Source organism: Wolbachia endosymbiont of Wuchereria bancrofti, from assembly GCF_002204235.2.
GTDB lineage: Bacteria > Pseudomonadota > Alphaproteobacteria > Rickettsiales > Anaplasmataceae > Wolbachia.
The window spans coordinates 1-23,702 of sequence record NZ_NJBR02000073.1 but is presented as its reverse complement, the minus strand read 5'-3'; the positions used below and the strand labels follow the sequence as shown (position 1 = coordinate 23,702).

Annotated in this window: 32 protein-coding genes and 2 pseudogenes; 14 read left to right on the top strand and 20 right to left on the bottom strand. The window is 34.3% G+C overall.

Annotated elements, in window-relative coordinates; translation table 11 throughout:
* The first annotated feature begins 78 nt into the window (after positions 1–78).
* The 3 genes from CCY16_RS03775 to CCY16_RS03765 all read left to right on the top strand — a co-directional run bounded on the left by CCY16_RS03775 (position 79) and on the right by CCY16_RS03765 (position 1,228).
* Positions 79–276: a hypothetical protein gene (locus CCY16_RS03775; RefSeq protein ID WP_088415056.1), complete on the top strand. Its 198-nt coding sequence runs from the start codon at positions 79–81 to the stop codon at positions 274–276.
* Positions 239–442: a hypothetical protein gene (locus tag CCY16_RS03770; protein WP_179946059.1), complete on the top strand. Its 204-nt coding sequence runs from the start codon at positions 239–241 to the stop codon at positions 440–442. The genes CCY16_RS03775 and CCY16_RS03770 overlap by 38 nt, the downstream gene beginning before the upstream one ends.
* 324 nt (positions 443–766) lie before the next feature.
* Positions 767–1,228 carry a hypothetical protein gene (locus tag CCY16_RS03765; RefSeq protein WP_088415052.1) on the top strand — a complete coding sequence of 154 codons (462 nt, stop codon included), beginning with the start codon at positions 767–769 and terminating at the stop codon, positions 1,226–1,228.
* A 153-nt stretch (positions 1,229–1,381) separates the two neighbouring features.
* Here the strand turns inward: CCY16_RS03765 and CCY16_RS03760 are convergent, their stop codons facing one another.
* The 5 genes and pseudogenes from CCY16_RS03760 to pheS all read right to left on the bottom strand — a co-directional run bounded on the left by CCY16_RS03760 (position 1,382) and on the right by pheS (position 5,595).
* Positions 1,382–1,591, bottom strand: coding sequence for a hypothetical protein (locus CCY16_RS03760; protein ID WP_088415050.1), 210 nt, complete (start codon positions 1,589–1,591; stop codon positions 1,382–1,384).
* Positions 1,592–2,085: 494 nt separating this feature from the next.
* Positions 2,086–3,041, bottom strand: a pseudogene (locus CCY16_RS03755) (IS256 family transposase).
* Positions 2,977–3,228, bottom strand: a complete 252-nt coding sequence (locus CCY16_RS06350) for a hypothetical protein (RefSeq protein ID WP_245800773.1) — start codon at positions 3,226–3,228, stop codon at positions 2,977–2,979. Before CCY16_RS06350 ends, CCY16_RS03755 begins: the two are co-directional and overlap by 65 nt.
* An 84-nt stretch (positions 3,229–3,312) precedes the next feature.
* Entirely contained in the window at positions 3,313–4,551 is a 1,239-nt protein-coding gene (locus CCY16_RS03750; protein ID WP_088415048.1) for an NTP transferase domain-containing protein, read from the bottom strand.
* On the bottom strand, positions 4,552–5,595 hold the full coding sequence (gene pheS, locus CCY16_RS03745) for a phenylalanine--tRNA ligase subunit alpha (protein ID WP_088415047.1): 1,044 nt from the start codon (positions 5,593–5,595) through the stop codon (positions 4,552–4,554). It abuts the gene before it with no gap.
* A 144-nt stretch (positions 5,596–5,739) separates the two neighbouring features.
* Between pheS and CCY16_RS05610 the strand changes: the two genes are divergently transcribed.
* From CCY16_RS05610 to CCY16_RS03730, 4 genes are all read left to right on the top strand, one after another.
* Positions 5,740–5,967: a hypothetical protein gene (locus tag CCY16_RS05610; RefSeq protein WP_179946058.1), complete on the top strand. Its 228-nt coding sequence runs from the start codon at positions 5,740–5,742 to the stop codon at positions 5,965–5,967.
* A 691-nt stretch (positions 5,968–6,658) separates the two neighbouring features.
* Positions 6,659–7,408, top strand: a complete 750-nt coding sequence (locus tag CCY16_RS05605; RefSeq protein ID WP_179946057.1) for a hypothetical protein — start codon at positions 6,659–6,661, stop codon at positions 7,406–7,408.
* 15 nt (positions 7,409–7,423) lie between these two features.
* Positions 7,424–8,020: a riboflavin synthase gene (locus CCY16_RS03735; RefSeq protein WP_088415045.1), complete on the top strand. Its 597-nt coding sequence runs from the start codon at positions 7,424–7,426 to the stop codon at positions 8,018–8,020.
* Between the two features lie 56 nt (positions 8,021–8,076).
* Positions 8,077–8,670, top strand: coding sequence for a CvpA family protein (locus CCY16_RS03730; RefSeq protein ID WP_088415043.1), 594 nt, complete (start codon positions 8,077–8,079; stop codon positions 8,668–8,670).
* Positions 8,671–8,912: 242 nt separating this feature from the next.
* Here CCY16_RS03730 and CCY16_RS05600 read toward each other — a convergent pair whose 3' ends face one another.
* From CCY16_RS05600 to CCY16_RS03720, 4 genes are all read right to left on the bottom strand, one after another.
* The gene (locus CCY16_RS05600) at positions 8,913–9,080 is read right to left on the bottom strand and encodes a hypothetical protein (RefSeq protein WP_179946056.1); all 168 of its coding nucleotides are present in this window, start codon (positions 9,078–9,080) and stop codon (positions 8,913–8,915) included.
* A 48-nt stretch (positions 9,081–9,128) separates the two neighbouring features.
* The gene (locus tag CCY16_RS03725) at positions 9,129–9,368 is read right to left on the bottom strand and encodes a hypothetical protein (protein WP_088415041.1); all 240 of its coding nucleotides are present in this window, start codon (positions 9,366–9,368) and stop codon (positions 9,129–9,131) included.
* On the bottom strand, positions 9,365–9,520 hold the full coding sequence (locus CCY16_RS05595) for a hypothetical protein (protein ID WP_179946055.1): 156 nt from the start codon (positions 9,518–9,520) through the stop codon (positions 9,365–9,367). The genes CCY16_RS03725 and CCY16_RS05595 overlap by 4 nt, the downstream gene beginning before the upstream one ends.
* A 95-nt stretch (positions 9,521–9,615) precedes the next feature.
* On the bottom strand, positions 9,616–9,828 hold the full coding sequence (locus CCY16_RS03720; protein WP_088415039.1) for a hypothetical protein: 213 nt from the start codon (positions 9,826–9,828) through the stop codon (positions 9,616–9,618).
* Between the two features lie 529 nt (positions 9,829–10,357).
* On the opposite strand from CCY16_RS03720, the gene smpB reads away from it, so the two are divergent.
* Positions 10,358–10,810: an SsrA-binding protein SmpB gene (gene smpB / locus CCY16_RS03710; protein WP_088415037.1), complete on the top strand. Its 453-nt coding sequence runs from the start codon at positions 10,358–10,360 to the stop codon at positions 10,808–10,810.
* A gap of 3 nt (positions 10,811–10,813) precedes the next feature.
* A complete protein-coding gene (gene lgt / locus CCY16_RS03705; protein WP_088415035.1) occupies positions 10,814–11,587 on the top strand; it encodes a prolipoprotein diacylglyceryl transferase in 774 nt (257 codons plus the stop codon).
* Between the two features lie 41 nt (positions 11,588–11,628).
* Here the strand turns inward: lgt and CCY16_RS03700 are convergent, their stop codons facing one another.
* The 11 genes from CCY16_RS03700 to CCY16_RS03655 form a co-directional block, all read right to left on the bottom strand.
* The gene (locus CCY16_RS03700) at positions 11,629–12,006 is read right to left on the bottom strand and encodes a holo-[acyl-carrier-protein] synthase (protein ID WP_088415033.1); all 378 of its coding nucleotides are present in this window, start codon (positions 12,004–12,006) and stop codon (positions 11,629–11,631) included.
* Positions 12,003–13,280 (bottom strand): proline--tRNA ligase, encoded by a 1,278-nt coding sequence (proS, locus tag CCY16_RS03695; RefSeq protein WP_088415031.1) that lies wholly within the window; start codon positions 13,278–13,280, stop codon positions 12,003–12,005. The genes CCY16_RS03700 and proS overlap by 4 nt, the downstream gene beginning before the upstream one ends.
* A gap of 98 nt (positions 13,281–13,378) precedes the next feature.
* Positions 13,379–14,557: a WH2 domain-containing protein gene (locus CCY16_RS03690; protein ID WP_088415029.1), complete on the bottom strand. Its 1,179-nt coding sequence runs from the start codon at positions 14,555–14,557 to the stop codon at positions 13,379–13,381.
* A 120-nt stretch (positions 14,558–14,677) separates the two neighbouring features.
* The gene (locus CCY16_RS03685; protein ID WP_088415027.1) at positions 14,678–16,243 is read right to left on the bottom strand and encodes a penicillin-binding transpeptidase domain-containing protein; all 1,566 of its coding nucleotides are present in this window, start codon (positions 16,241–16,243) and stop codon (positions 14,678–14,680) included.
* Positions 16,234–17,028, bottom strand: a complete 795-nt coding sequence (locus tag CCY16_RS03680; protein WP_088415025.1) for a polysaccharide deacetylase family protein — start codon at positions 17,026–17,028, stop codon at positions 16,234–16,236. The genes CCY16_RS03685 and CCY16_RS03680 overlap by 10 nt, the downstream gene beginning before the upstream one ends.
* Before the next feature lie 50 nt (positions 17,029–17,078).
* Positions 17,079–17,966, bottom strand: a complete 888-nt coding sequence (gene folD / locus CCY16_RS03675; RefSeq protein ID WP_088415023.1) for a bifunctional methylenetetrahydrofolate dehydrogenase/methenyltetrahydrofolate cyclohydrolase FolD — start codon at positions 17,964–17,966, stop codon at positions 17,079–17,081.
* A gap of 3 nt (positions 17,967–17,969) precedes the next feature.
* Positions 17,970–18,533 (bottom strand): UbiX family flavin prenyltransferase, encoded by a 564-nt coding sequence (locus CCY16_RS03670; protein WP_088415021.1) that lies wholly within the window; start codon positions 18,531–18,533, stop codon positions 17,970–17,972.
* Complete coding sequence (locus tag CCY16_RS03665) at positions 18,534–18,791, bottom strand: DUF2312 domain-containing protein (protein ID WP_088415074.1); 258 nt, start codon at positions 18,789–18,791, stop codon at positions 18,534–18,536.
* Between the two features lie 9 nt (positions 18,792–18,800).
* Positions 18,801–20,087, bottom strand: a complete 1,287-nt coding sequence (locus CCY16_RS03660; protein ID WP_088415019.1) for an HlyC/CorC family transporter — start codon at positions 20,085–20,087, stop codon at positions 18,801–18,803.
* A 106-nt stretch (positions 20,088–20,193) separates the two neighbouring features.
* Positions 20,194–20,361: a hypothetical protein gene (locus CCY16_RS06345; protein ID WP_245800770.1), complete on the bottom strand. Its 168-nt coding sequence runs from the start codon at positions 20,359–20,361 to the stop codon at positions 20,194–20,196.
* Between the two features lie 24 nt (positions 20,362–20,385).
* Positions 20,386–21,423 (bottom strand): aspartate aminotransferase family protein, encoded by a 1,038-nt coding sequence (locus CCY16_RS03655; protein ID WP_245800769.1) that lies wholly within the window; start codon positions 21,421–21,423, stop codon positions 20,386–20,388.
* Between the two features lie 91 nt (positions 21,424–21,514).
* Here CCY16_RS03655 and CCY16_RS03650 point away from each other — a divergent pair, with 91 nt between their 5' ends.
* The 5 genes and pseudogenes from CCY16_RS03650 to CCY16_RS03635 all read left to right on the top strand — a co-directional run.
* A complete protein-coding gene (locus CCY16_RS03650; RefSeq protein ID WP_088979770.1) occupies positions 21,515–21,811 on the top strand; it encodes a hypothetical protein in 297 nt (98 codons plus the stop codon).
* Between the two features lie 125 nt (positions 21,812–21,936).
* Positions 21,937–22,440 (top strand): hypothetical protein, encoded by a 504-nt coding sequence (locus CCY16_RS03645; RefSeq protein ID WP_088415015.1) that lies wholly within the window; start codon positions 21,937–21,939, stop codon positions 22,438–22,440.
* A 146-nt stretch (positions 22,441–22,586) separates the two neighbouring features.
* Complete coding sequence (locus tag CCY16_RS05590) at positions 22,587–22,745, top strand: hypothetical protein (protein ID WP_179946054.1); 159 nt, start codon at positions 22,587–22,589, stop codon at positions 22,743–22,745.
* Positions 22,746–23,081: 336 nt separating this feature from the next.
* The gene (locus CCY16_RS06705) at positions 23,082–23,213 is read left to right on the top strand and encodes a hypothetical protein (RefSeq protein WP_281250514.1); all 132 of its coding nucleotides are present in this window, start codon (positions 23,082–23,084) and stop codon (positions 23,211–23,213) included.
* Positions 23,214–23,488: 275 nt separating this feature from the next.
* Positions 23,489–23,702, top strand: a pseudogene (locus CCY16_RS03635) (hypothetical protein); the annotation flags it as partial.

Sequence of the window (23,702 nt, the reverse complement as noted above, 5' to 3'; positions counted from 1 at the left end):
TGACTCTTGTTGGAAAGAAATTGATCAAGGGGAAAGATAGGTGGAAAGGATATAAGCATTCAAGATTATTTTCATGATATGCACAGTAAGAAGCCTGAGGAAAGGATATATTTTTCAATTGAGGTTGATACCTTTAGGTATATTGCAACTTATTATATGCTATGTGAGCGAAAAGGATCTCAAACGGAAGAAGGAGTAGTTCATAATGATAAATATAAAGAACAGAGAAAAAAACTTTATGGAAAAGATGAGGAACAAAAAGGCAATAGGAAGTGATATAACACTATCTAATGGGATTTTAGCCAATAAAAATGGCAATGATATAATTGCTATTATAGACTCACTTATATTAAAAAAGATCTGTGGTAAGTATAAACAGAATATACTTAATCAGAACAAAATAAAAGCAAGATTTGAAGAAACTAGGGAAAGAAAAGATTGAAGACTAATCCAAGCTAGACCTGATAAAGACACAATGTGTGTAGTATTCTATTTTAAGCCCGATAAATCTTATTTCTTTGAACAGAACATCACTTAACTTACTCTTAACCGTAAATTAAGAGATATGTTTCAATCATGCGATGTTAATTTTATTAAAAATGGAAGTGAGTACCTTGCCCAGGGACAGAAAATCGATAATCAAAGAGTTGGTCATAATAACGTTTCTTGATATAAAGATCTTTATATTTTGTAAATAGTCAATTTAATAATAATTTAAACATTTGAAATGTAAAATTATAGTATATTAATTAGCTAGGGGGTGAAAATGGTAAAAGGAATTTTATGCGATTGGTTAGGTGTAACAGAATTGCAGGAAAGTCAAAAAATCGATGCTGAACAGTTTCAAAGGGTATTTAGTGCATTAAAAAAATGGCAAGAAGCTCAAAAGGTTGACACTGAACAGTTTGAAAAGGTATTTAGTGCATTAGAAGAAAAGATTGGCACTGAGCAGTTTCAAAGTATGCAGGAGTACTTAAATGGCTTGCAGAAAAAATTCACAAATTTGGAAGAAAAAGTGGGAACACTTATAGAAACAGTAGGAGAACAAGAAAAAATAATGCTGACTTGTTGTATCATAGCAAGTGTTATTACATTAGCAACGATTAGTTTTATTACATTTTGTATCTATCAGGGAGTTAAAAGTGGAAGGGAGAGACAAAGGAGCTTGTCAGATATATCAGCACAAAACTTGATGAATCAAACACACCAGGCACAAAACTTTATGTAGATGTTAGCTAGTACTGCAAAACCACTGAATGGGACTTAATGACAGTAAACTAAATAACACTCTTCTTGAGAAGGTGTTGCATAATTTGTAACACCTTCTTACAGGTTAAATCGTTATCCCAAATTCGACTACGTGAGAGAATTTTTGAAATCTTTATAATCTGTAACCAGCAAAGAGGCTTGTTCTTGAAAAAAGCAGAAGATCAATATCAAAACTCATCTGATAAGAGAAAGAGAAACCAAAATACTCAATTTCTCTTTTGTCAAGCGGTAGATAAACATTTGTATGATCGTTATAATGATTACAAAGTTCAATTTCTTCTATGCCAGGATATTTGATAGACGCAGTATCAGAAACACCCATATTATAAGTGATATAGAGAGTGATATCTATGTACTCAATTCTGTGATGGTAATGGAGTTCTATAAGAAGTCCACTTTTCTTTTTTCCTTCTGTAAAAGAGTATCAAGGAAGTGGTAACATCATATACGCAGCTAAAATTTTAATGTTGTCTGTATAGTGATAGCCGGTGCGATGGCCTACGTATTTTTCACTGCCAGAGTAATAAGACAATAAAGTGTAGTAAGATCCATCTTTAATCCAATTAACTCTAAAACACGGTTATACTGAAGAAAAGCTAGACAATATAACTAAAATAAATAATCTTCTCACCTTGAACTTAAGGTATCAATCTATATCAAATAACATATAAAAGTTAAAAGATAATTAAAGAACAAGAGGTAATATTCAAAGAAGTATGTCAAAGCACATTTTTTAATTCAACTCGATTTTTAATCTACCAGAGAAAAAGATATCAAGTTGAAATATAGTTAAACTCAATTAGGTATAGCTATAGTCTAATCTTGCTCTGCCTTCTTTATAGCATAATACACCTGTTTGTACAAGGCATTTGTGCCGGTAAATGAATCCTTGATTTTAGTAAATTTTCTGATCTGTCTGTGCAATCTCTCAATAGGATTTATAGTATAAATCAACCTCCTTACTAGACCGGAATACTTGAAATAATTGGATAAATTTCCCCAATGATTTGCTAAGACTTCACAACTAACGGGTACTTTTCTCCCCATTTCTCTTCTAGCTCAAGCAAATAATTCTCGCGATTTCTCCACCTGAAGTCTAATATACTTTTTTTGGTTATTCATGAAAATCTTCACATCTTTGCTCGATACATATTTCAGTGAATTTCTTATCTGATGTACTGCACATAACTGTACTTCCGCGCTAGGAAATACGCTATTTATGGTTGTAGGAAGGCTTCTTAGACCATCAACGCAGCAAGCTACCTCTATACCTCTCTCTTTTTAGGTCATTTAGTACTCCCAACCGGAAGCTAGCCTTTTGCTCTCAGCCAAATAAAAGCCCAAAACTTCTTTTCTGCCATTTTGGTCTATTCCTAATATGTTGTACATATATTTACTCACGCAATGTCCATCCTCCTTGACCTCAAAAAATAGGCCATCCATAAACACTGTTGGATATATAGATTGTAGTGGACGACTACGCCATTCATTGATTATAGGTAATAATTTGTTAGTAATACTGATACCTCTGCTGCAGATATTTTGCGATCATACATTTCCTCTACATGTGATGCTATATTTCTGTACCTCATGCTACTGGCGTACGTACTTAAGACCTTTGCTTCAAATTCTGGATACAGGCTTGTTTGACTTTTTTTGGCTATTTGAGGTTCAAAGCTTCTCTCTCTATCTCTTGGTGCTAACAGCTCAAATGAACCCGCACTTGTCTGTAAAGTCTTTGAATTTTCCCATCTTTCGATTGTTCTCTTCACTTTCAGAGGATAAGTGATTTTCTATTTCACCTTCCAGGCTTGCTTCCAGCAACTTTTTTATCAATGATGTTGATACCCTATCTCTTCCAGTCAATGTCCTGCCTTCTCTTATAGATGACAGGATATTTGTTTCTAGTCCTTTATAATCTACCAGCCCAGTAGCTCTGTTCCCTATTTTTTGATTCATTTACCAAACCTCCATTTTTTGTTTCTGTTATATTTTTACTTCTTGTTTGACACACTTTTTTAAATATTCCCGAGCAAGATTAAATTACTTTATTTTCTTAACCATTTGTTTTCTTCTTGTTATTACAAGTCTTTTCCTTGGTACATCCTTCACTATAATACTACCAGCCGCAATGATAGATTCATCGTGAACATTAAGTGGTGCAATCAATGAGCTGTTGGCACCAACAAAGCAATTACTTCCTATATTCGTTCTATGTTTCTTTTTCCCATCGTAATTACAAACAACAGTACCTGCACCTATGTTACTTCCCGGCCCTACTTCGGTATTTCCTATGTAACTTAAGTGCTTTATTTTAGTATTTGTACCTATATCACTTGCTTTTGCTTCGACAAAATTTCCCACAATTGCACCATCGCCAATTGTTGTGTCCTCGCATTTGGTAAATGGACCGATTCTAGCACCAGGTCCTATTCTTACTCCAGGGCCGAAAAAAACATATGGGTAAATAATCGAATCTATGCCAATTTGTGTATCAAGAGAAAAGAAAACAGTTTCTGGAGCAACAAGTGTCACTCCAGAATTGGTGAAAAATTTTCTCCTGTTTTCTTGAAAGTAAAACTCGGCTTTTGCAAGGTCATTTCTACTATTTATGCCGGTTGCCTCCTCTTCATCAGTGGTAACGTAGCCGACATTTAAATCACTCTTTACTGCAATGGAAACTATATCGGTTAAGTAATACTCATAAGTTGAGCCATTACACTCTATTTTTTCCACTAATTCACGCAGATTCTTTGCATATGCAACCATTATTCCAGCATTAGCAAGAAACTCTTCATCACTATTTTCATCATCTTGCGTCTCTACAATTTCTCTCAAGGAACCATTTTCAATAATTAACCTACCATATTCTTTGTTGCTGGTTTTAAAACCAAGACAGACCAGAGCCTTACCTTCTAAGCAACTAACCATTTGGGTTATTGTGCTGTTTTTTATAAGTGGAGTATCTCCATACTGCACAACAACTATGTTCGAATCTGGTAATTCTTTCATATTTCTCACCGCAGTTTTGACCGCATCTCCTGTGCCGAGCGTTGATTCTTGTGTAATTAACTGTATATCCTCAAGGCACTTCAATCTCTCAATTAAAGGCAAATTGGCTACAACAGATATATTTTCAGGATTTAACTGTTTCGCATTATAAATGATATGTTGAAGCATGGAAAAATTGCCTATTTTATGCAGAACTTTAGGCAAACCAGAATTCATTCGCTTGCCATGTCCGGCAGCAAGTATAATGAACATGTAAGCTTTATTTATCACTTATCTTAAAGATGAAAAATGAAAGCCATAGTGGTTAAGCCAGCTGATTTTATTATCGTAAAAGCTCCTTAAGTCACTAATTTGATATTTCAACATTGCAAGCCTTTCTATGCCAATACCAAATGCAAAACCGCTGTATTTAGTATGGTTTATCCCAACATTTTGAAAGACATTTGGGTGCACTATACCACATCCAAGTACTTCTATCCATTTACTCTCTTTGTAACTTATGTCCACTTCCGCGGAAGGCTCAGTAAAAGGGAAAAAACTATTACGAAAACGTATCTTTAGCTCTTTATCTCCAAAAAACTTATTGAGGAAGTGATGAATAGTAAATTTTAACTGGCCCATATTGACATTTTCATTGACATACAGTCCTTCCATCTGATGGAACATAGGAGTGTGAGTTGCATCAAAGTCGTTTCTGTATACCCTGCCGGCAGCTACTATTTTAATTGGGAAAGTTTTTGCTTTTTCCATAGTTCTAATCTGCATAGATGAGGTATGAGTGCGCAGCATCATTCTTTTGTCGTTTATTTTGTTCTTTAAGTAGAAGGTATCTTGCTCCTCTCGTGCAGGATGATGAATCGGAGTATTCAGCGCATCAAACACATGAAACTCATCTTCAATGTCAGGACCATTAACTGCCCTGAAGCCCATATGCGCAAAGATAAGTTTCACTTCATTTATGACTTTACTCAATGGATGAGCCCTGCCAATTTTTTCTGGTCTAACAGGCAGCGTGATATCAATCGCTTCATTTTGCAATTTAAAATTAACCTCTTCTGCCTTTAGTATACTTTCCTTATCCATTATAAGCTGATCTAGCTTATTGCGCAAAACGTTGATAACTGCACCTAAATCACGCTTCTTTTCTGCGTCTTCTACCTTTCTTAAGTCATCAAAGTAAGCTTTAATTACGCCCTTTTTTCCTAAATATGACAGTCTAACTTTTTCCAAATCTTGCAAAGAAGAAGCACTCTCAATTTCGAAAACAGCCTTATCTTCAAGTAAAGGTATTTGATTCAGTAGCTCTTCATTCATCTTAGAAACGCTAGCTTAAACTTTCATTATAGTAAAATTTCAAATATTATCAACAATCCGAAAAACTACCCTATCTCAATTATTAAACTATTAACTAATTATGCTTTTTATTTGATTTTATATTAAAAAATTAATAAGTAAAATATGCACAGTAGTAATGATGAAACTAAGAAAAAGCGTGAAATAGATGATTTACCTAAATTCTTTAAGGAGAAACCTCAAGAGATAGGTAAAGCTTTTTCTAATAAGGTAGTGGAGATCAGTACTATTCGCTCAATAAGTGTTACAAGTGACAAGCAAGAATTTTCGTTTAAACTAGGACTATTAACTATAGTGGATAAAGACGCCCATAGCATACGGATTTTAAGGTAATGCATCTAATTGATTTTTTTAAATCTGCCTTTCTCAAGAAAAGAATTTTACAGTTAACATAAAAATACCAAAAGAAAATAGTGAATTATGTGACAACCGCTGCGAAACTAATAATTATGAAACTGTAAAAGAATTTATAAGTAATGCTCTGCATTAACTCCTCCTACAGGGAATAACTCTACAAACAGACGTTAAAAAACATTAACCCGAATAACTTGCACGAAATAGAGTAAAACTGAGCAAACTGTGGTAAGTAAAGGTTCTTTTGGCTACGGTGTAGCAAGCCACAGAAAGTAAATTACACATGCACCAGTAGTTATCGCTGCAACGTGTGACATGTCTCTTGGTTTAGGTCTTTTCTCCACATACCTAATTTTTAAACACAATACAATTTTTCTTTCGGTAACTACTAAAACCTCTTACACGAAAGCAGAAGGCTTTGACTTGCTGCCTAATCCTTAAGAGGCAAAAAGGAATGAGATAATACAAAAAGACGAAATCAACAAACGAGAAACAGATGAAACTACAGAGCTTTCTGATATAGATCAAATTAGGTTACACACAGAATATTTTAAGGCTAATAGAAGAAGTCGAAAAAGCAGACCGAAGAACTATCAGAAGAGGCAAAACAATCTATCATAAAGCAAGCTCAAATTAATATCAGGTTAACTATGATAGATAACTTGACTGAGTGCAGGGAAAAAAACTTGATGAAATATTTGTTGAAGTGATAAGTGGATATAAAAATCAGGATTTAGAAACATTTAGCAATATTTTTGACTCAGTGTTCAAGATTGTTTATTTTCAAGATAAACAATTACATGAAATATTAGATTCGGGTGAGATACCAAAAGTATTAGAAATACTAGAAATACTACACTCATCTGGTAAGTCCTTTTTTCTAAAAGAAAACCTACAAAAGCAAGTATGTAGAAAAAAAGAGCAATTACTCAAACTAGTTTCAGGCATTTCCACACAACAATTTTCTCCACAACTTACAAACATTTCTCATGAAAATAAGAACTCTTTACCAAACAAAACCATAAATCCTTTACCGGAAACAAACAAAGTTGAAACTCTACTAGTTACTAATACCGCTCTCAAATCACCACTAAAAATTGTCTTTTCCTCAAAAGAGACTCGTTTTTGTTTATTTTTGATAGCATCTTCTATTTCAATGCTCTGCTTATCATGGCATTTATCATTAGGAAATGGTGTCAACTTAAAGGGATTAGTGCAACCAGAAAAAACAGAAAGTACTGGATTAGTGTTGAACATAGGACCACCAATATTAATCATATTATGTATCTTGAGTGTGGCTTACTTTATATATTCTGAATATTCAGTAGAATTTACTAAACAGATAAGTAAAAACGATCCTTTTTCTCGCGCTTTAAAAAACAGAAATAAGCTGTTTAAAAGATTTTTCATGATAAGATGATTTTATTTTCACTATATGTTTAAAGGGATTATTACGAATATTGGGACTATAATTGATACTACCATCTGTTCTAATTCTGACCAAATCTTTCATATTAAAGCACAAAATTTATTCTCTATACATGAGGGAGATTCAATAGCTTGTTCTGGCGTGTGTTTAACTGTTGTTGACATAATTAATGATATATTTACAGTCCAAATTTCTCAAGAAACTATGAAGGTTTCTAACCTGGGTGCGTGGAAGGTAGGAAAAAAAATGAACCTAGAACAAGCAATGAGATTGAGTGATAAGATTGATGGCCACCTGGTTCAGGGTCATGTGGATGAAACAGCGAAAATTTTAACAATTAATCAAAATTTGGGTTCTCATGAAATCAAGCTATCGTGCCCACAGGAATTAATTAAATTCGTTGCAAAAAAGGGATCTGTAACTCTAGATGGAGTCTCCCTCACAGTAAATTCAGTTATTGGTCAAGAGTTTACCGTAAACATTATTCCCTACACATGGCAAAATACAACCTTTCAATATAACAAAGTGAATGATTATCTGAATTTAGAAGTTGACATGATTGCTCGGTATTTAGACCAGCTAATACAGTATAAATACAATTAATTTTACAATTTTGTTGTTTGCAATTATCATATTTTGAAAATCATATAGTGTATAATATGCTTTTCGATTGTCTCATTATCTTCATTATCGTTGTATGCATAATAATCTCAATAACTAGAGGTTTTATAAAAGAACTATGCGCGCTAATGTTTTTATTTTTGTCGGTCTTTCTTACAGCTAATCATTATGATTTCTTCACTATAAATTATAGTAAATATTTTAACTCTAAAGCTATGCAGAACATATTTTCTACAATTTCTGTATTTATTACATTCAATCTTATATTTATGATAGTAAATAACTGGCTAATGTACATATTAGCACCTATAAGGCTGGGATTAATTGATAGAGTTACTGGAATTTTTGTTGGAGCACTCAGAGGAGTACTGCTTTCCTATGTACTATTCTTTGCTATGCACTTATATTGCTACACAGTGCATGACAAAAAAAAAGAAGAACAGTCCAAAATAGAAGCGGAAGATATACTGCCTAATTGGATAATAAATTCGTATTCTTATCAGGCCTTATTTGCGACAGTAGAAGACATAGTTGATGTGTATGTACCAGAGTCGTTGATACTAAAAATAAAAGAGATTGGCGAAGGAATGGCTAATCAAGAAAAGCTTAAAGGTGGCAAGAAAGAAGAGTAATACCTACGTTTTAGGGGTAATTGGCAACTTTTGGGGGATGTTCCATACCATCTACTCTTAAGTTTGGTACTAGACTTTATAACATAATACAATGCAAAATCTATACAAACTAATCCAATAATTTCCCCAATTACTGCTATTATAAGCATTTCTAGAATATAAGATACAACACTGCTGATTACTAATAATACTGCGCCAATACTACCAACCCGAGGCATCTGTCTTTGCTGAGTTGTTTTTATTTATGGTTCTTCATCTGTGGGATTCCCTTTGCTAGATCCACTATCAAAACACGGCTTTATTCCAGTAGAAGAGGAGGCCTTGAAAGTGTTTAGCTCTTGATCAGCAATTTCTGTTGAAGTAAGTGATATTATCTTTTTTACTTTCTTCGTTAGTGGCTCAAATATCACTAAGATTTTCTATTGGAAGTACAGGATTAGCAGTACCTTTTGTTGCATTCAGGCTATTTTCATGTTCTTCAAGAACTCCTTTACTATTTTCACAAGTTGACGTATCAGTAGTTTCGGTATTATCAATTGCGAAGTAGTCGGAATGCAGTCATGTTTTACAGTTACTGTATCAAGACTATCTTTATCGTTTTCGTGTGAAGCTAGGTTATTAGTTGGAATAGTTCCAGTATTGGTAGCAGTTTTTTTGGTAATAGTAGAAACGGTTTGCTGCTCTATAGTTATTTTCACACTAAAAATATTAACAAAATATTTTCATCTTTAGCTGCTATTAAAATTTTATCTCGAGCATCACCATTCTCCCATATCCTAGTACAATCAAGCGGAGTATAAGTTCCTATTGTACCACCTGAAAATTCTACGGTCATTTCCTCACTCAGCACTTCCTTTAAAAGCTCTTGTTTTTTAGCTTCTTCTAAAAGATCTTTAACAGCCTGATATTTTTATGGCATATGACAGGGTACAGCAGCGAAAACCCCTACTTTTCTTCTTGATTATTGAAAGATACCGTAATTGTTAAAATTTTCTTTGCGTTGTTACCAAACTTCTTTAATATATTAGCAACACTTTCTCCTTTTTCTATTTTTCTTGCTAGCTCAAGAATTTTTTCTTTGTTTTCATTTGTCAATTCACTCTCATTATTTACTAACTCATAAGCTATATTCTCTTTAGGATTTTCTATTTTTGCCATAACATGTTTCCTTTTCTATAACATCCGTCTTTATAAATTGATTATGTTAATAACTTATGGATGTCGATTAGAGCACTGATCCCACAACTATACGAATATTGTAATTTCAGGAATTCAAGTAGCTCATAGAAATGCAAAAATTACTTGATACATTTTGCCAGTTCTCTTATCATAACAATGAAGTTATTTTATATAATTTTCTAATCTTAGCAGATTAATAAGCTGAAACTTGCTTATAAAGCACTTAAGGTATCATCCAACGTCAAAATTTTTAAAGTAAAGAGTTGATAACTAGCTACTCTGGGTTTTTTTTGCCTTTTTTTTCTGCTTGGTAAATTCCTTAAATATTTGTAGCTAAAGGTTATACTAAAGATCAACTATATCTTGTACCTCAAAAAATATCGGATTACACCAGCCTATTCGATAGGCACTGAACTTACGAGTTTTGAATTTTAGAATATTATTTTTTGACATTGCTGCAAGAGCTAAAAATCCTGTATATATTAAAGCCTGAGGAATATTTTTAAATATGGAAGTTATTGCAGAAAATAGAAAAGCAAGGTTTGAATACTTCATCCTAGAAGAGTTTGAAGCAGGTATGGTCCTTTTAAGTAGTGAAGTTAAATCTCTTAGAGAAAGAAAAACAAATATTTCTGATGCTTATGTCATTGAAAAAAATGGTGAAATATGGCTGCACAATATGCACATTGCAGAATATAAAGCTGCAAACAAAAAAAAACATAAGCCGAAAAGGGAACGTAAATTGCTTCTGCATAAAAAAGAGATAAATAAATTAATCGGTCAGATCAAGACTACTGGAGTTACTATTGTGCCACTTTCAATTTATTCTAATGACAAAGGATTAGTAAAAACTAGAATTGCTATTGTGAAAGGAAAAAAACTTTATGACAAAAGAGCAACCATAAAGCAGAGAGAGTGGAATCGTGAAAAAAGTAGATTGTCTAAAAATAACCTACAGTAAAATATGTCTTTAAGTCCAGCAATTTTTAGCATCGGTCCTGTCTCTATATATTGGTATTCTTTAGCATATGTTTTAGGCATAGTCTTTGCATATTGGTATTTACATAAGTTGGACGAGCAAAAAATATTTACTAAGAATTTTTATGATTCATTATTAACAGCCACTATTGTAGGTATTATCCTTGGAGGCAGACTTGGCTTCGTATTAATATACGATCCAATCTCTTACATAAGCAACCCTATTGAGATATTAAAGACTTGGAAAGGAGGAATGTCATTTCACGGTGGCGCTATAGGAGTTTTGTGTGCGGTGATAATTTCGTGTAGAAGATATAATATTCCTATATTTTACACACTGGATCTAATTTCTTGTGGAGTTCCCATAGGTTTGTTTTTAGGCCGCATAGGCAATTTTATAAACGGAGAGTTGTTTGGCAGGGTTACAACTATGCCATGGGGCATGGTATTTCCAGAGAGTGGTGATAATTTACTGCGCCATCCAAGTCAGCTTTACGAGGCGTTTTTTGAAGGACTGTTATTTTTCGCAATTGTAAATTCACTGTTTTTTTTGACTAGAATAAGACTATATCACGGCACATTAACTGGCATTGCAGTTATATGGTATGGAACAGTGCGTTTTGTGGTTGAGTTTTTTCGTGAACCAGACTATCAAGTTGGTTATTTATGGCTTGATTTAACCATGGGACAGTTGCTTTCAATACTTATGATTCTGCTAGGAATAATCGTGTATTTGAGTGCATTAAATTCGAAATTTTAATACTAAATCTGTCGCATAGGGAAAAGCAAATATTTGCGCAGTTACGGAAGTGAGCTGCAAATTATAACAAACGCAGTAGCGCAATATCCATCGTCACTGAGAGAAAGATGAATCATGTGGTCTTTGAAGATGAAATTCTTGCTAACAGTAAGATGCGGCTTTCCTCTTATGTCATTGTATATTTCTATATCTTTCATTATAATGCCATGGCTGAATCCACCTAGTGCCTTAACAAAGGCTTCCTTTGCTGCAAAGCGTTTAGCAAGATACTTTGCTTGCATTTCTTGGCTGTTGTATTTTCTGCTTATCTCTATTTCCTGCTCGGTATAGATTTTATTGAGGAATTTTTTCCCATATTTTTGTAATATTCTTAGTATTCTTGGTATATATACTATGTCAGTACCGATACCACGTATCATTTTACATTAAAGCAGTTTATTGCTTCTTCAATCTGCACTTCCTCTACCTTTCCAGTTGCTCTATTTTTTATTTCAACTATATTTTCACTTACTGTTTTCTTCCCAACAATTATTTGCCATGGCAAACCTATGAGATCCATCTTAGCAAATTTTACTCCTATACTTCCTTCCGTATCATCATAAAGCACTTTGTCACTTTTTAAAGCACTGTATATTTTATTTGCAATCTCTACATATTCAGCCGTTTTTGTCTGTAAGTTGATTAACCCAATCCTGAAAGGAGACACTGCTTCTGGCCAGGTAATTCCTTTATCATCATGGAAAGCTTCTATTATTGCACCAACGAGTCTTGAAACCCCAATACCATACGAACCCATATGTATATTGACACTTTTTCCATCCTGCGCAGTAACCTTTGCATTCATTGGCTTTGAATATTTATCGCCGAAATAAAAAATGTGCCCTATTTCAATGCCCTTACTAACATTTAGCTGCTCTTGCGGTATAGGGCAAGTTTTAGGATCATGTATATCATCTGCAACTGCATATATACTCTTTAAACTTTTAACATCCTCACTTTCTAGTAATTCAGAAAATTTATTGTCATAATATAAAGTGCTTTCGCCAGTGCTTGCCAATATATGAAACTCGTGGCTCAAATTTCCTCCGATCGGCCCTGTATCCGCTCTCACTCCAATTGGAATAAGCCCCATGCGTTTGAAGATTTTTATATAAGTTTTGTACATCAAATTATATGAATTCAGTGCACTTTTATAATCTACGTTGAAACTATACGCATCCTTCATCAGAAATTCCCTACCTCTCATAACACCATAACGTGGCCTTACCTCATCACGGAATTTCCATTGAATTTGATATAAACAAAGTGGCAAATTCTTGTAACTCTTTACTATATCTCTAATTAAATCAGTTGCCACTTCCTCATGCGTTGGACCAAAAAGCATGTCTTCTTCATGCCTATCCCTTATACGCAACATTCCCTTACCGTAATCGTCATAACGTCCTGATTCCCGCCAAAGACTTGCCGGCTGTACGCAAGGCATTAACGCTTCAATTGCACCAGACTTATTCATCTCATCCCTGATTATGTCTTCAATATTCTTTAGCACACGCAGACCGAGCGGCAACCACGTATAGATGCCAGACGCTATCTGTTTTATTAAACCTGCACGTAAAGAATATTGATGGGAGATAATTCTAGCATGAGCAGGTTTCTCCTTTAAAGTTGGCAGATAATATTGAGATAGACGCATTTAATAAATCTGATTGTATTAAGCAATCTTAGTACAATCAGACTTATAGGTAAACTTATTTTGAAAAAGGAGGAAAGTTTGCGGTGCTTACCTTTTAGTTATTGTTTTATAAGAAAAGCTTTAGATTCTTTTTGTAAATTAACACACTTTAAATTTGGTTTAGGCGGCACCGGTGGTGGTTCCTTTTGTAAACTAACACACTTTAAATTTGGTTTAGGCGGCACCGGTGGTGGCTCCTTTTTGTTTGACCAGCAATTTGAAGAAGTTGCGGTTTCAGGCTCTTGTTGATCTGCATCATCATCAGATATATAACCACTGCTAGGAGTTGCACTGCTTTTTTCATCGTATGGCTGAGAATTTGAAGACGTAGATTTTCCCCTACGTTTCGTCAGCTTTTTCTCTCTCAATTCTTTCTGTTTATTAACACTCCTATCACTCCAATCACCATTATCACTGTAGTTAGAACGATCGCTTTCACTATCTGAGAATTCAATTGCTAATCTTCGATATTTAAGTTTTTCAAATAATGCAGTACTAGAATATCCACCTACGTTATCGCTTGATTGCTCTTTTTTATTATCTTTCATTGCCGCCTGTCTTTTTAACTTTTCATCGCGTTCTTCCTTGGTTAAGAGTTTTGTCCCTTGCCTTATCTGCTTAAGCATAGCATTACGGCTATCATCATACTTAGGTGTCTTTACAGGACCACTAGCTTTCCTTAATTTTGCATTCTTTACTCCTGCAAATAAACCAGCACTACTCGGTTGAGTTAATGAAATTTGAGAAAACAGAGGAGGTGGCGGGGGAGGTGGTGCAGCACCTGCATTTTGTGATAATGGAAGTGGTAATAGCGGAGGTGGTGCATTATTTAATAGAAGCGGCGCAGACAATGAGAAAGTTCTTGTACCACATATTGGCGAAGATGGTGAAAAAGAAATATGTTTATTTAGTTCATTTTTCAGAGCACCATTCTTACACACAGATTCTTGTGTTAGCCCCTGAAATACAGTACATTGCTGGCCAGATCGATCAAGTGCTTCTCTACTGGGGCCTGCTCCTTTCTTATTACCAGCTATAGAAACGGCAAGTTTAATAAGGTATGCTGCTGAAACCAGTGCAATAACCATAGAAACAGCAAAAATTGCTAATGGAGCTGCTGTAGTAGCACTGGAACCAGAAACTGCTGCAATAACATAAGGAAAATATTGACCAGCCGTGAAGCTCAATACAGATGACGATAAAATAGCAATTAAAGGTCCAAAATTAGATATACGCATTTTTTTCCTCACTATTAATATAGCATTAATAATAGTAAATTATCAATGATTGTCAACAATTTATAGATAAATTAACATTCGTGTAAGATAATATATGACCAGCAATAGCCCATACAATATTCACCCTTTAAGCATATACCGCAATATCTCATTGGCCATAGCAACATCTTGGCGTGGGGCTTTGCCATACTCTATGAATACAGAGATTGCATAGCGCGGGTCATGGTAAGGGCCATAAGCAATGAATAACTTATGACTCTCACCCTTAGAGTTTATCTCTGGTGTACCGGTTTTGCCGGCAATTCGTATACCGCTTAGCCCTTTTCTATAGGTTCCAGCTTTAATATTCACCATGTTAAACATAGCTTTTCGAACTATACTGAGATGCTCATGAGCTATATCAATATCAGGAAAACCTTGCATCGTTTTATTCATCTCAATGCGGGGAATCACCTCCTTTCCTGTTGCAATCCTCGCCGCAAGAACTGCAAGCTGCAGTGGTGTCGTAAGCACATACCCTTGTCCTATAACTAAGTTGACAGTGTCACCTAAATACCACTCCGAATATAGCTTTCGTGTACGCCAATCTTTATCAGGTAACAATCCTGGAGCTTCTTCTTTAAATGTTCCAATTAGTGGCCCACTTCCGATACCAAATTTTCTTGCCATTTCTACTAGAGAGTCTACACTTATTTTTTTTCCTATATTATAAAAGTAAGTGTTACATGATAAAGCCATTGCTTCATTTAAAGACACATATCCATGGACTTTGCTTTTCAAGCAACAAAACCTCCGCTCACCTATTTTCATACAGCCTACACATGAAAATTTCTCTTCTGGCGTGATTATTCCATCCTTTAAACCCGCAAGTGCAACTATTATTTTAAATATCGAACCAGGTGGAATTTGATACGATAATGCACGATTTACAAGTGGTAATGAAGGAGTATTTAAACCTTCCCAAGCCTCATTTGATAGTTTGTTAGCAAAAAGGTTATTATCGTAAGAAGGTGAATTATATAACGTTAAAATTTCTCCGTTACTTACATCAATCGCCGTTACAGAACCTTTGTGACCTTTAAATATCTCTGCAATTTTCTCTTGCAGATCAATATCAATTGTTAGCTGCACATCTTGTCCGTCCTGTTGTGGTATGCTTGATAATTCTCTCACAATGCGTTTTTTAGAATTTATTTCCTGCTCAGATCTCCCTGGCTTGCCTTTCAATATATGATCATATGTATATTCAATACCACTGATTCCTGCTTCGTTTATGCCTTGCTGTTTTTTCGTATACCCTAGTGTATGAGAACATATTGAACCGAACGGATAGTGACGTTTATAAAGAGCGGTTATTTTTGTTTCTGACGATTTTGTTACATTAGATCCAATTTTTGATAATGTTTCCCAATCAACTTCTTCACTAGAAACTTTTTGCTTATCGAATAAAACAATGTACAAAATTTTGTTTACTGCAAGTTCAATGCCATTCCTATCTAAAATTCTGCCCCGCTTAGGCATAATAGCAGCAACTCGTATCCTGTTATTGTCAGCCAGCTTTTCGTATTTTTGTCTGTTTCGTATCTGTAAACTATACAACCTACAACTAAAAATTGTGGAAATGGTAAGCTGAATACCGCCTAATATAAATGCCCTACGATTAAAGACTTTGTTTTTTATCCACATAAAATTTTTTTAAATGCACCCTCTCCCATTGATACACCTTTGGCTTTACAAACTCTTTCCTCCCATTCACTTAAGGTAACAAATTCATAACCAGACTTTTTTAGTATTTTAATAATCTGAGGCAAAGCCTCAACTGTATTTGATTTATTATCGTGATCATGGAACAGTATGATTGCTCCATTATGTACGTTACCCACAACCCTCTCAACTAAGATCTCTGGTTTATCGCCCTGCCAATCCAGAGAATCAACCGTCCACAATATCGAACACATGTTCAATTGATTAGCATTTTTGATTAGATTATCGTCATGACATCCATAAGGTGAACGAAACCATTTCACATCCCGTTCTATTGCATTTTTAATTACCATATTTGTCTTTTCCAGTTCTTGCAATTGTTTCTCACTTGAGAGTGATGTCAATTTCTTATGTGACCAGGAGTGATTGCCCAGCTCATGACCAGCATTATAGATTTTCTTTACTATCTCAGACGTTTTTTTATTTATGCGTTCACCAAGAAGAAAAAATGTTGCTTTTGCTTTATAGTTCTCTAAAATGTTAATAATATCATTCACTCTATTGCTAGATGGCCCATCATCAAATGTAAGTGCGACAAACTTGTCACTGTTATTTAGCAATTTTTTTATATCACTTAAATTTTTATGTGATAGATCCAAATTACAACTGAGTCCACGGTATGGTAAATTAAAATTACAATCATCGCAGAAAGTTGCGTTCGGGTATAGCAAAAGAAAAGTTGTTATTAACCATGCTTTCAGCCCCATCATCTCAATAACTTTAATCCCGCCTAATCACATTATTGTAACTATAGACCTTAGCTCACAAAATCAGAAGCATCAACTTTCTTCTGCAAGCAAGCAGCAATAACAGTATTTATCATCAAGAATGCAATGGTCATCGGGCCAACGCCTCCGGGTACTGGTGTAATAGCTTTGGTTTTTTCTTTCACTCTATTAAAGTCAACATCACCTATAAGTTTTGTCTTTCCCTCTATACTTACACTATTTATGCCAACGTCAATCACTATTGCTCCTTCCTTTATCCAGCCTTCTTGGACAAAATTTGGCTTTCCAACTGCTGTAACTACTACATCCGCTTTAGAGCAATATTCAGCTAAAGCTTTACTTTGTGAGTGCAAAATAGTAACAGTGCAGTTTTCTTGCAACAATAGATGAAACATTGGCTTACCCACGATGTTTGATCTGCCAATCACCACTGCATTTTTACCTGAAAGATTAGTTTCAACCAACTTAATTAAATGTAAAGCACCTTTAGGAGTGCAAGGTACAAGGCAACTTTTTTCACCTTTAACTAATTTACCAACGTTTTCATGATGAAAGGCATCTACGTCTTTTTCAACACTTACTGTGTTAATTACTTTGCTTGCACTAATGTGATTTGGTAAAGGTAGCTGTACTAAAATGCCATTTACAAATGGATCATTATTTAATTCATTAATTTTTTCAATTAATTCATTTTCCAAAATATTATCAGGTAAGACAATAGTCTCAGAACTTATGCCTATTGATTCTGCTTTTTTTTGTTTATTACAAACATAAACCTGACTTGCCGGATTGTTGCCCACGAAAATTACTTTAAGGCAAGGAAAAATGCTGTGCTCTCTTTTTAAAACATCAATTCTTTGTGATAACTTCTCACACAGGCCACTTGCTATTTTTTTACCGTCAATGATAATTGTCACTTGCTATACTCCTTGCCATTCTTTGAAGTCAGGTAATTTGATATCAAACAAACTCAACACTTTGCTAATAGAGTGACTTATAATATCCTCCAATGATTTTGGTTTAGTATAGAAAGCAGGCATTGGTGGAGCAATTATTGCTCCCATCTCCGTTAATTTCAGCATATTTTGTAAATGACCAAGGTGTAGCGGTGACTCTCGCACTATGAGAACTAATTTTCTTCTTTCCTTTAGCGTTACATCTGCAGCTCTTGTTAACAGATTGGAAGTAACACCTGATGCAATTTCGGACATTGTTTTCATAGAACATGGAGCAACAATCATCCCTGAAGTCTTAAATGAGCCACTTGCTATTTTTTCTCCTATTTTTTCTTCAGAATAGTAAAAATCTGCAAGTGATGTAATATCTTCAAGTCTTTCTGTAATTTCATGAGCTATAGTTGTTTTTCCAGCACGGCTTATTACTAAATGAGTTTCGCAATCAGCACCTTTTAGTGCCTTCAAAATACGCATACCATAAATAGAACCAGATGCTCCACTTATTCCAATTACAATTCTGTTATTCACTTAGTTTTCTTCGCAACTCATTCCCAATGCACGTTTATAAGTATCAAGCAATATTTCTTGTTCTGCTCTGTCATCATCTTCCATTTTTCTCAGCCTAATAATTTGTTTCATTACTTTTGTATTCCAACCTTTATCTGCGGCTTTTGCATATACATCACGAATCTGATCTTGCACATTCTTCTTTTCTTGTTCAAGTTTTTCAATCCTCTCTACATAACCCTTTAACTCCTCAGCTATTACTTTTACTGCGTCTTCCATAAAATCCAATTAATTAATTGCTGTTACAGTATTACCAGTTTTTACTTGTACTTCAATGACAGTAATAATATTTTTATCTTTTTTTAAAATCCTAAAGTAAAAACCAAACATGGAAAATTCCTCGCCCTCGTCAGGAATACGCTCTATCTCATTTACAATCATACCCGCCAAAGTTGTAGCTTCTTCGTCAGGGAGATCCCAGTGTAACTGTCTGTTAATATCCCTAATAGTAGATTTCCCTTCTATGTGATACACATTATCAGATATCTTCCTTATAAAATTCTCCGTGATCAGGTCATGCTCATCGGAAATTTCTCCGACTATTTCTTCCAGTATATCTTCAAGGGTTACAATTCCCTGCAGCGCTCCATACTCATCAATAACAAATGCAAGGTGTTTCCTGTTTTTACGGAAGTTATGAAGTTGTACACTGAGCGGTGTACTCTCCGGTAGGAAACAAGGTTTTGACATAACTTGGGCAATGTCAACCTCCTCTATTTTATTATCCTTTTCACGCAAGGCATTTATTAGATTTTTCACATGAACTACTCCGACAATATTATCTAGTTCTTTTTGCCATAAAGGCACTCTACTGTGACTGCTGGTTAAAATTTCTTTTATTAATTCTTCTTTATTTCGATCTATATCAAGAGAAAATAGGTTTCTCCTATGGGTCATAATTTCTGATATTTCTGTCTCAGCTAAATCAAGTATGCTGCTTAACATATCCAAATCTTGTTGTAACATTGTTCCTTCACTGCGGTGAAGGGCAATCATGTTACGCATTGCATCCGCTGCAGATATTGCCTCCCTATTCTTATGAAACCCACATAATTTTAAAATGAAATTAACAATAAACTGAATGCCTAACGTCAATGGGGAAAAAATCTTGACAAAAAACAGTACAAAATAAGCAGAAAACGATGTAAACTTTTCAGGATTTTGCATAGCATAAGTTTTTGGTAGCACCTCACAGAACAGTAAGATACAAAACGTCATTACAATTGTTGATAGAAAAACACTTTCATTTCCAAAGAGATTTATAAATATTGCTGTAAATAAGACGGAACAAGTAATATTAATAATTGTATTCCCAAGTAATATTGTCCCTATTGTTAATTCTTTTTTATTTAATAAGTGGTCTATTATCTTGGCCTTTTTATTGCCGTCTAGTTTTAGCTTATTGACTCGAGAACGACTAACCGAGGTTAACCCTATTTCTGCTCCTGAAAATAAAAACGATAGAATCAACAAAACAAAAATTATCGATAATATTGAAACCAATAACCAATCCATTAAAGTATGATGTTATTGAGACTAAAAACAGAGCTAATTTTATATGTTACAAGAAGCATTTGCAAGCTTGAAGTTTTATATGGTGGATTTTATATGTTTAAAATGCTTATATAGCTTTAATCTTAAAAAATAAATTATAGAGTATATCATATGCTGCGTCCATATGTTTATCCTCAATGATAAGTGGAGGGGTTATTCTTATTACTCTGTTATTCAAAACTTTAGTCATTATTAAACCTTGATCAAGAGATCGACTGACAATTTTATCAGCCAAAGGGTCCTTAAGTTCTATTCCTGCTCACAAACCTTCTCCACGAACTTCGGAAATTATCTTCGGAAACTCTTTAGCTAAAAGCAACAGTTTTTCTTTTAGATATCTACTAATTCCCTGAACATGATTAAAAAAGCCTTCTTCCAGCATTATATCGAGCACTGCATGACCAACAGTCATAGCAAGTGGATTACCACCATACGTTGATCCATGTGTTCCTGGAGTAATCGCCTCCGCTATATAATCTTTTACTAAACATGCAGCTAGAGGAAATCCATTACCCATAGCCTTTGCACAAGTTAACATGTCAGGTTCAATTTTTATATTTTGATAATGAAATAAAGAACCGATGCGTCCATATCCACATTGCACTTCATCAAAGCATAGAATTATCTCTTGAGCTTTTGTTATTTCTCTTACTTTTTGAAGATACCTTACATCCAGTGTATACACTCCACCCTCGCTTTGTATGGGCTCTAAAAACACAGCAGCTGTTTCATTGCTGATTTTTTCCTCTAGTGCTCTGACGTCATTCCTTGGCACTTTATCAAAGCCAGAAAGAAGTGGAGCGAAACCTTCGCGTGATTTTTTATTTCCTCCAGCAGAAATCGCAGCAATACTGCGACCATGAAATCCTCCTTCGATTGTAATGATACGATTACGCTTTTCTTGCCCTTTTGAATAAAAATAATGACGAATAAATTTAATTGCGGCTTCTGTTGCTTCAAGCCTACTTGAGCAGAAAAAAACTTTGTCTGCAAAAGTAAGTGCTGCTAAACGCTCAGCAAGCTTTTCTTGCTTAGGAATAGTGAAAATATTAGAGCAGTGCCACAATGAACCTAATTGCTCTTTTAGCTTGTCTGCAATGTACGGATGGCAGTGTCCTAAAGAGGTTGTAGAAATACCCGCAGCAAAATCTAAATATTTCTTACCGTCTCTATCAAAAAGATATACTCCTTCCCCTCTAACTATAGGGGTTTCAAGCCTACTATATGCATTAATAATATGACTCATTTTAAGTGTTATAGTATTATCCACAATCTCGTAACTATAGTTATACATCATTATCAATAAATAATTAGTGTTTGTAAATTAACTATATCTAAAATATAGAACGTGGAAGGAGGTAAAAGTGCGTTTGAATTAGAAAAAGAAGATGTTCCAAGGTAATGTCCACAGTAACACAAATTGTTATGTGATAATTACTAAAGTAAGAGTAAATAGTAAAACGACACTTAGTTTTCCTACTGCATCTTACGTTATTATCGGTGAGCTTACAGATCAGCGTTTTATTATGATTGACTATAGTCGCAGGGTACATAAGGTACTGAATAATTTTTCTCAAGGGCCACAACTAAAGCTAAAAACAATAGAAAATAATAATAAGTTAGCTTTAGTTACTAGCTCAGATGAACCTTACTATTATTACTATAATGAAAGTGTAACGGTATAATCTCTTAATAATGTAGCTACTATTGGTCGTATACCTGGAAATAGAATAAATAGTTAATATGTTTATATATTTGATCATGAAAGGTGTAATGTTACTACGAATTACTGGAAAACAGTAAGATTTTAATGGATCCAAACAATATAACGAGTAGTGAAAATATAAGCTCTATTTTAAAAAATCTTAAAATTTTGCCTAATAATAGACTTGAGGTACGAACTGGAGAGAACTTTTTTAAAGAATCGCAATTTGTATACAAAGCTTATAAGAACGTTGAAATACATGATTATACTGGCGGTAAGGTTGATATACTGAACAATGTTGTCCCAACATTCGACAGGAGAGATGGCAACTTCAAACTATTCCCTTTTCATGAAATAGAGAGCTTGGAAGAAAAAGATAGTCATTTCGCAATGGAAAAGCCAGGTAATAATTACGTTGGCTGCATATCAGGTAAAAATGGTGAATGTAAAAACTTTTATGATTTAAAACTCGATTTTGTAAAATATAACTCTGGTAATAATTCAAGTTTATATCCTTATTATTATAACTTAGAAAATTTCGGTAACTTTTTAGAGGTTGATGTAAAACTGAGAGAACTTATAGGCTTAAAGAAAGGGTTGAAAGACTAGAAAGTGCGTCAAACCCTTTGGGAGATATAGTTGATACTTTACGGCTAGATGTAGACCAAGTGGACCTTCTGGTTCACAGGTTATCCAGGTCCAGCTTGCCCTAAAGAGTGAACCAGGTTATATCTATCAAAGTCCAAAGGAAGAAGATGGAATTAGGTGCTGAAGTGGCTGATCAGTTTTTGAGTGAGATGAATCAAACGAAAATTAAAATTCAGGATGCTAAAAAAGCAACAGAGACAGCTAGAAATGCTTCTAAAAGCTTCGCTCAAAATGCTAAAAGACTACAGAACTACATGATAAAGTAGTGAATTTAACAAAAAAAGCTGAAACCGCAAGCGAAAATGCCGAAGATTTTGCTAGACAAGCATTCCTATCAAAACAAAGTACTAAAAACCCTTAAACAAGAAACAAAGGAACTTTAAATAAAGAAAAAGATATATTTTGTAAGACAAAACCTACAGATCAAGTTTGTACTGCATGTAGAAGAAGGAGAAAAGCTGAAATTTTAACAGCCCAGTAGCAAGTGTGGCAAGTAGACCAACCTCATTTATATCTCAAGTAATAAATTTTTCTTATCCTTCTGTAAAACAAGATGAATACAAAATAGAAAATAAAATACAGGAGTTCAATCAAGTGGCAAAATGATAGATGCAAAAGTATGGGCAGAAACAGCTCCAAAATGCAGCATTTCAAAAAAAAGTTTAAACTTTGATCCAATAGAACTACAGTCAACTATTGCGAGTAAGTCATTACCTAATGATGGAGACCCATAACAAACTGTTGAAACTCTCATGCTTAGTTGCAAAAAAATCATGACCTCATTACAAACAAACTGATAGATTTTTGGCTATTTTAAAAGATTGCATGGAAAGGACATTAGAAAGCAACGAACAGTAAAGAGGTTTTGTTAACACTGAAAAAATAGCAACAAGTAACCAAGAAGTTTTATGGATGATGTTACTCCTCTAAGTAGTCTCAGTGCCATTATCCGGGAGATTGCCGGATATTTAAGGTGAAAAACCGTTAAAGTAAATTTTGGTAAAATAGTATGAAACAATACACACTTAGAATAGATAACAAAGATCCACTCTATAAAAAGCTGATTAAACTTCCTATTGCATACTACAGGTTAAAGCATGATGGCAACAAGCATAATATCCATTCACACGATAATGTTATATTGGAAATAGGAAGCAACACTAATGGTGTAAAACTAAGGTGGGAAAACGATAAAATAGTTTTACATAAAGGAAGTTCAGCCC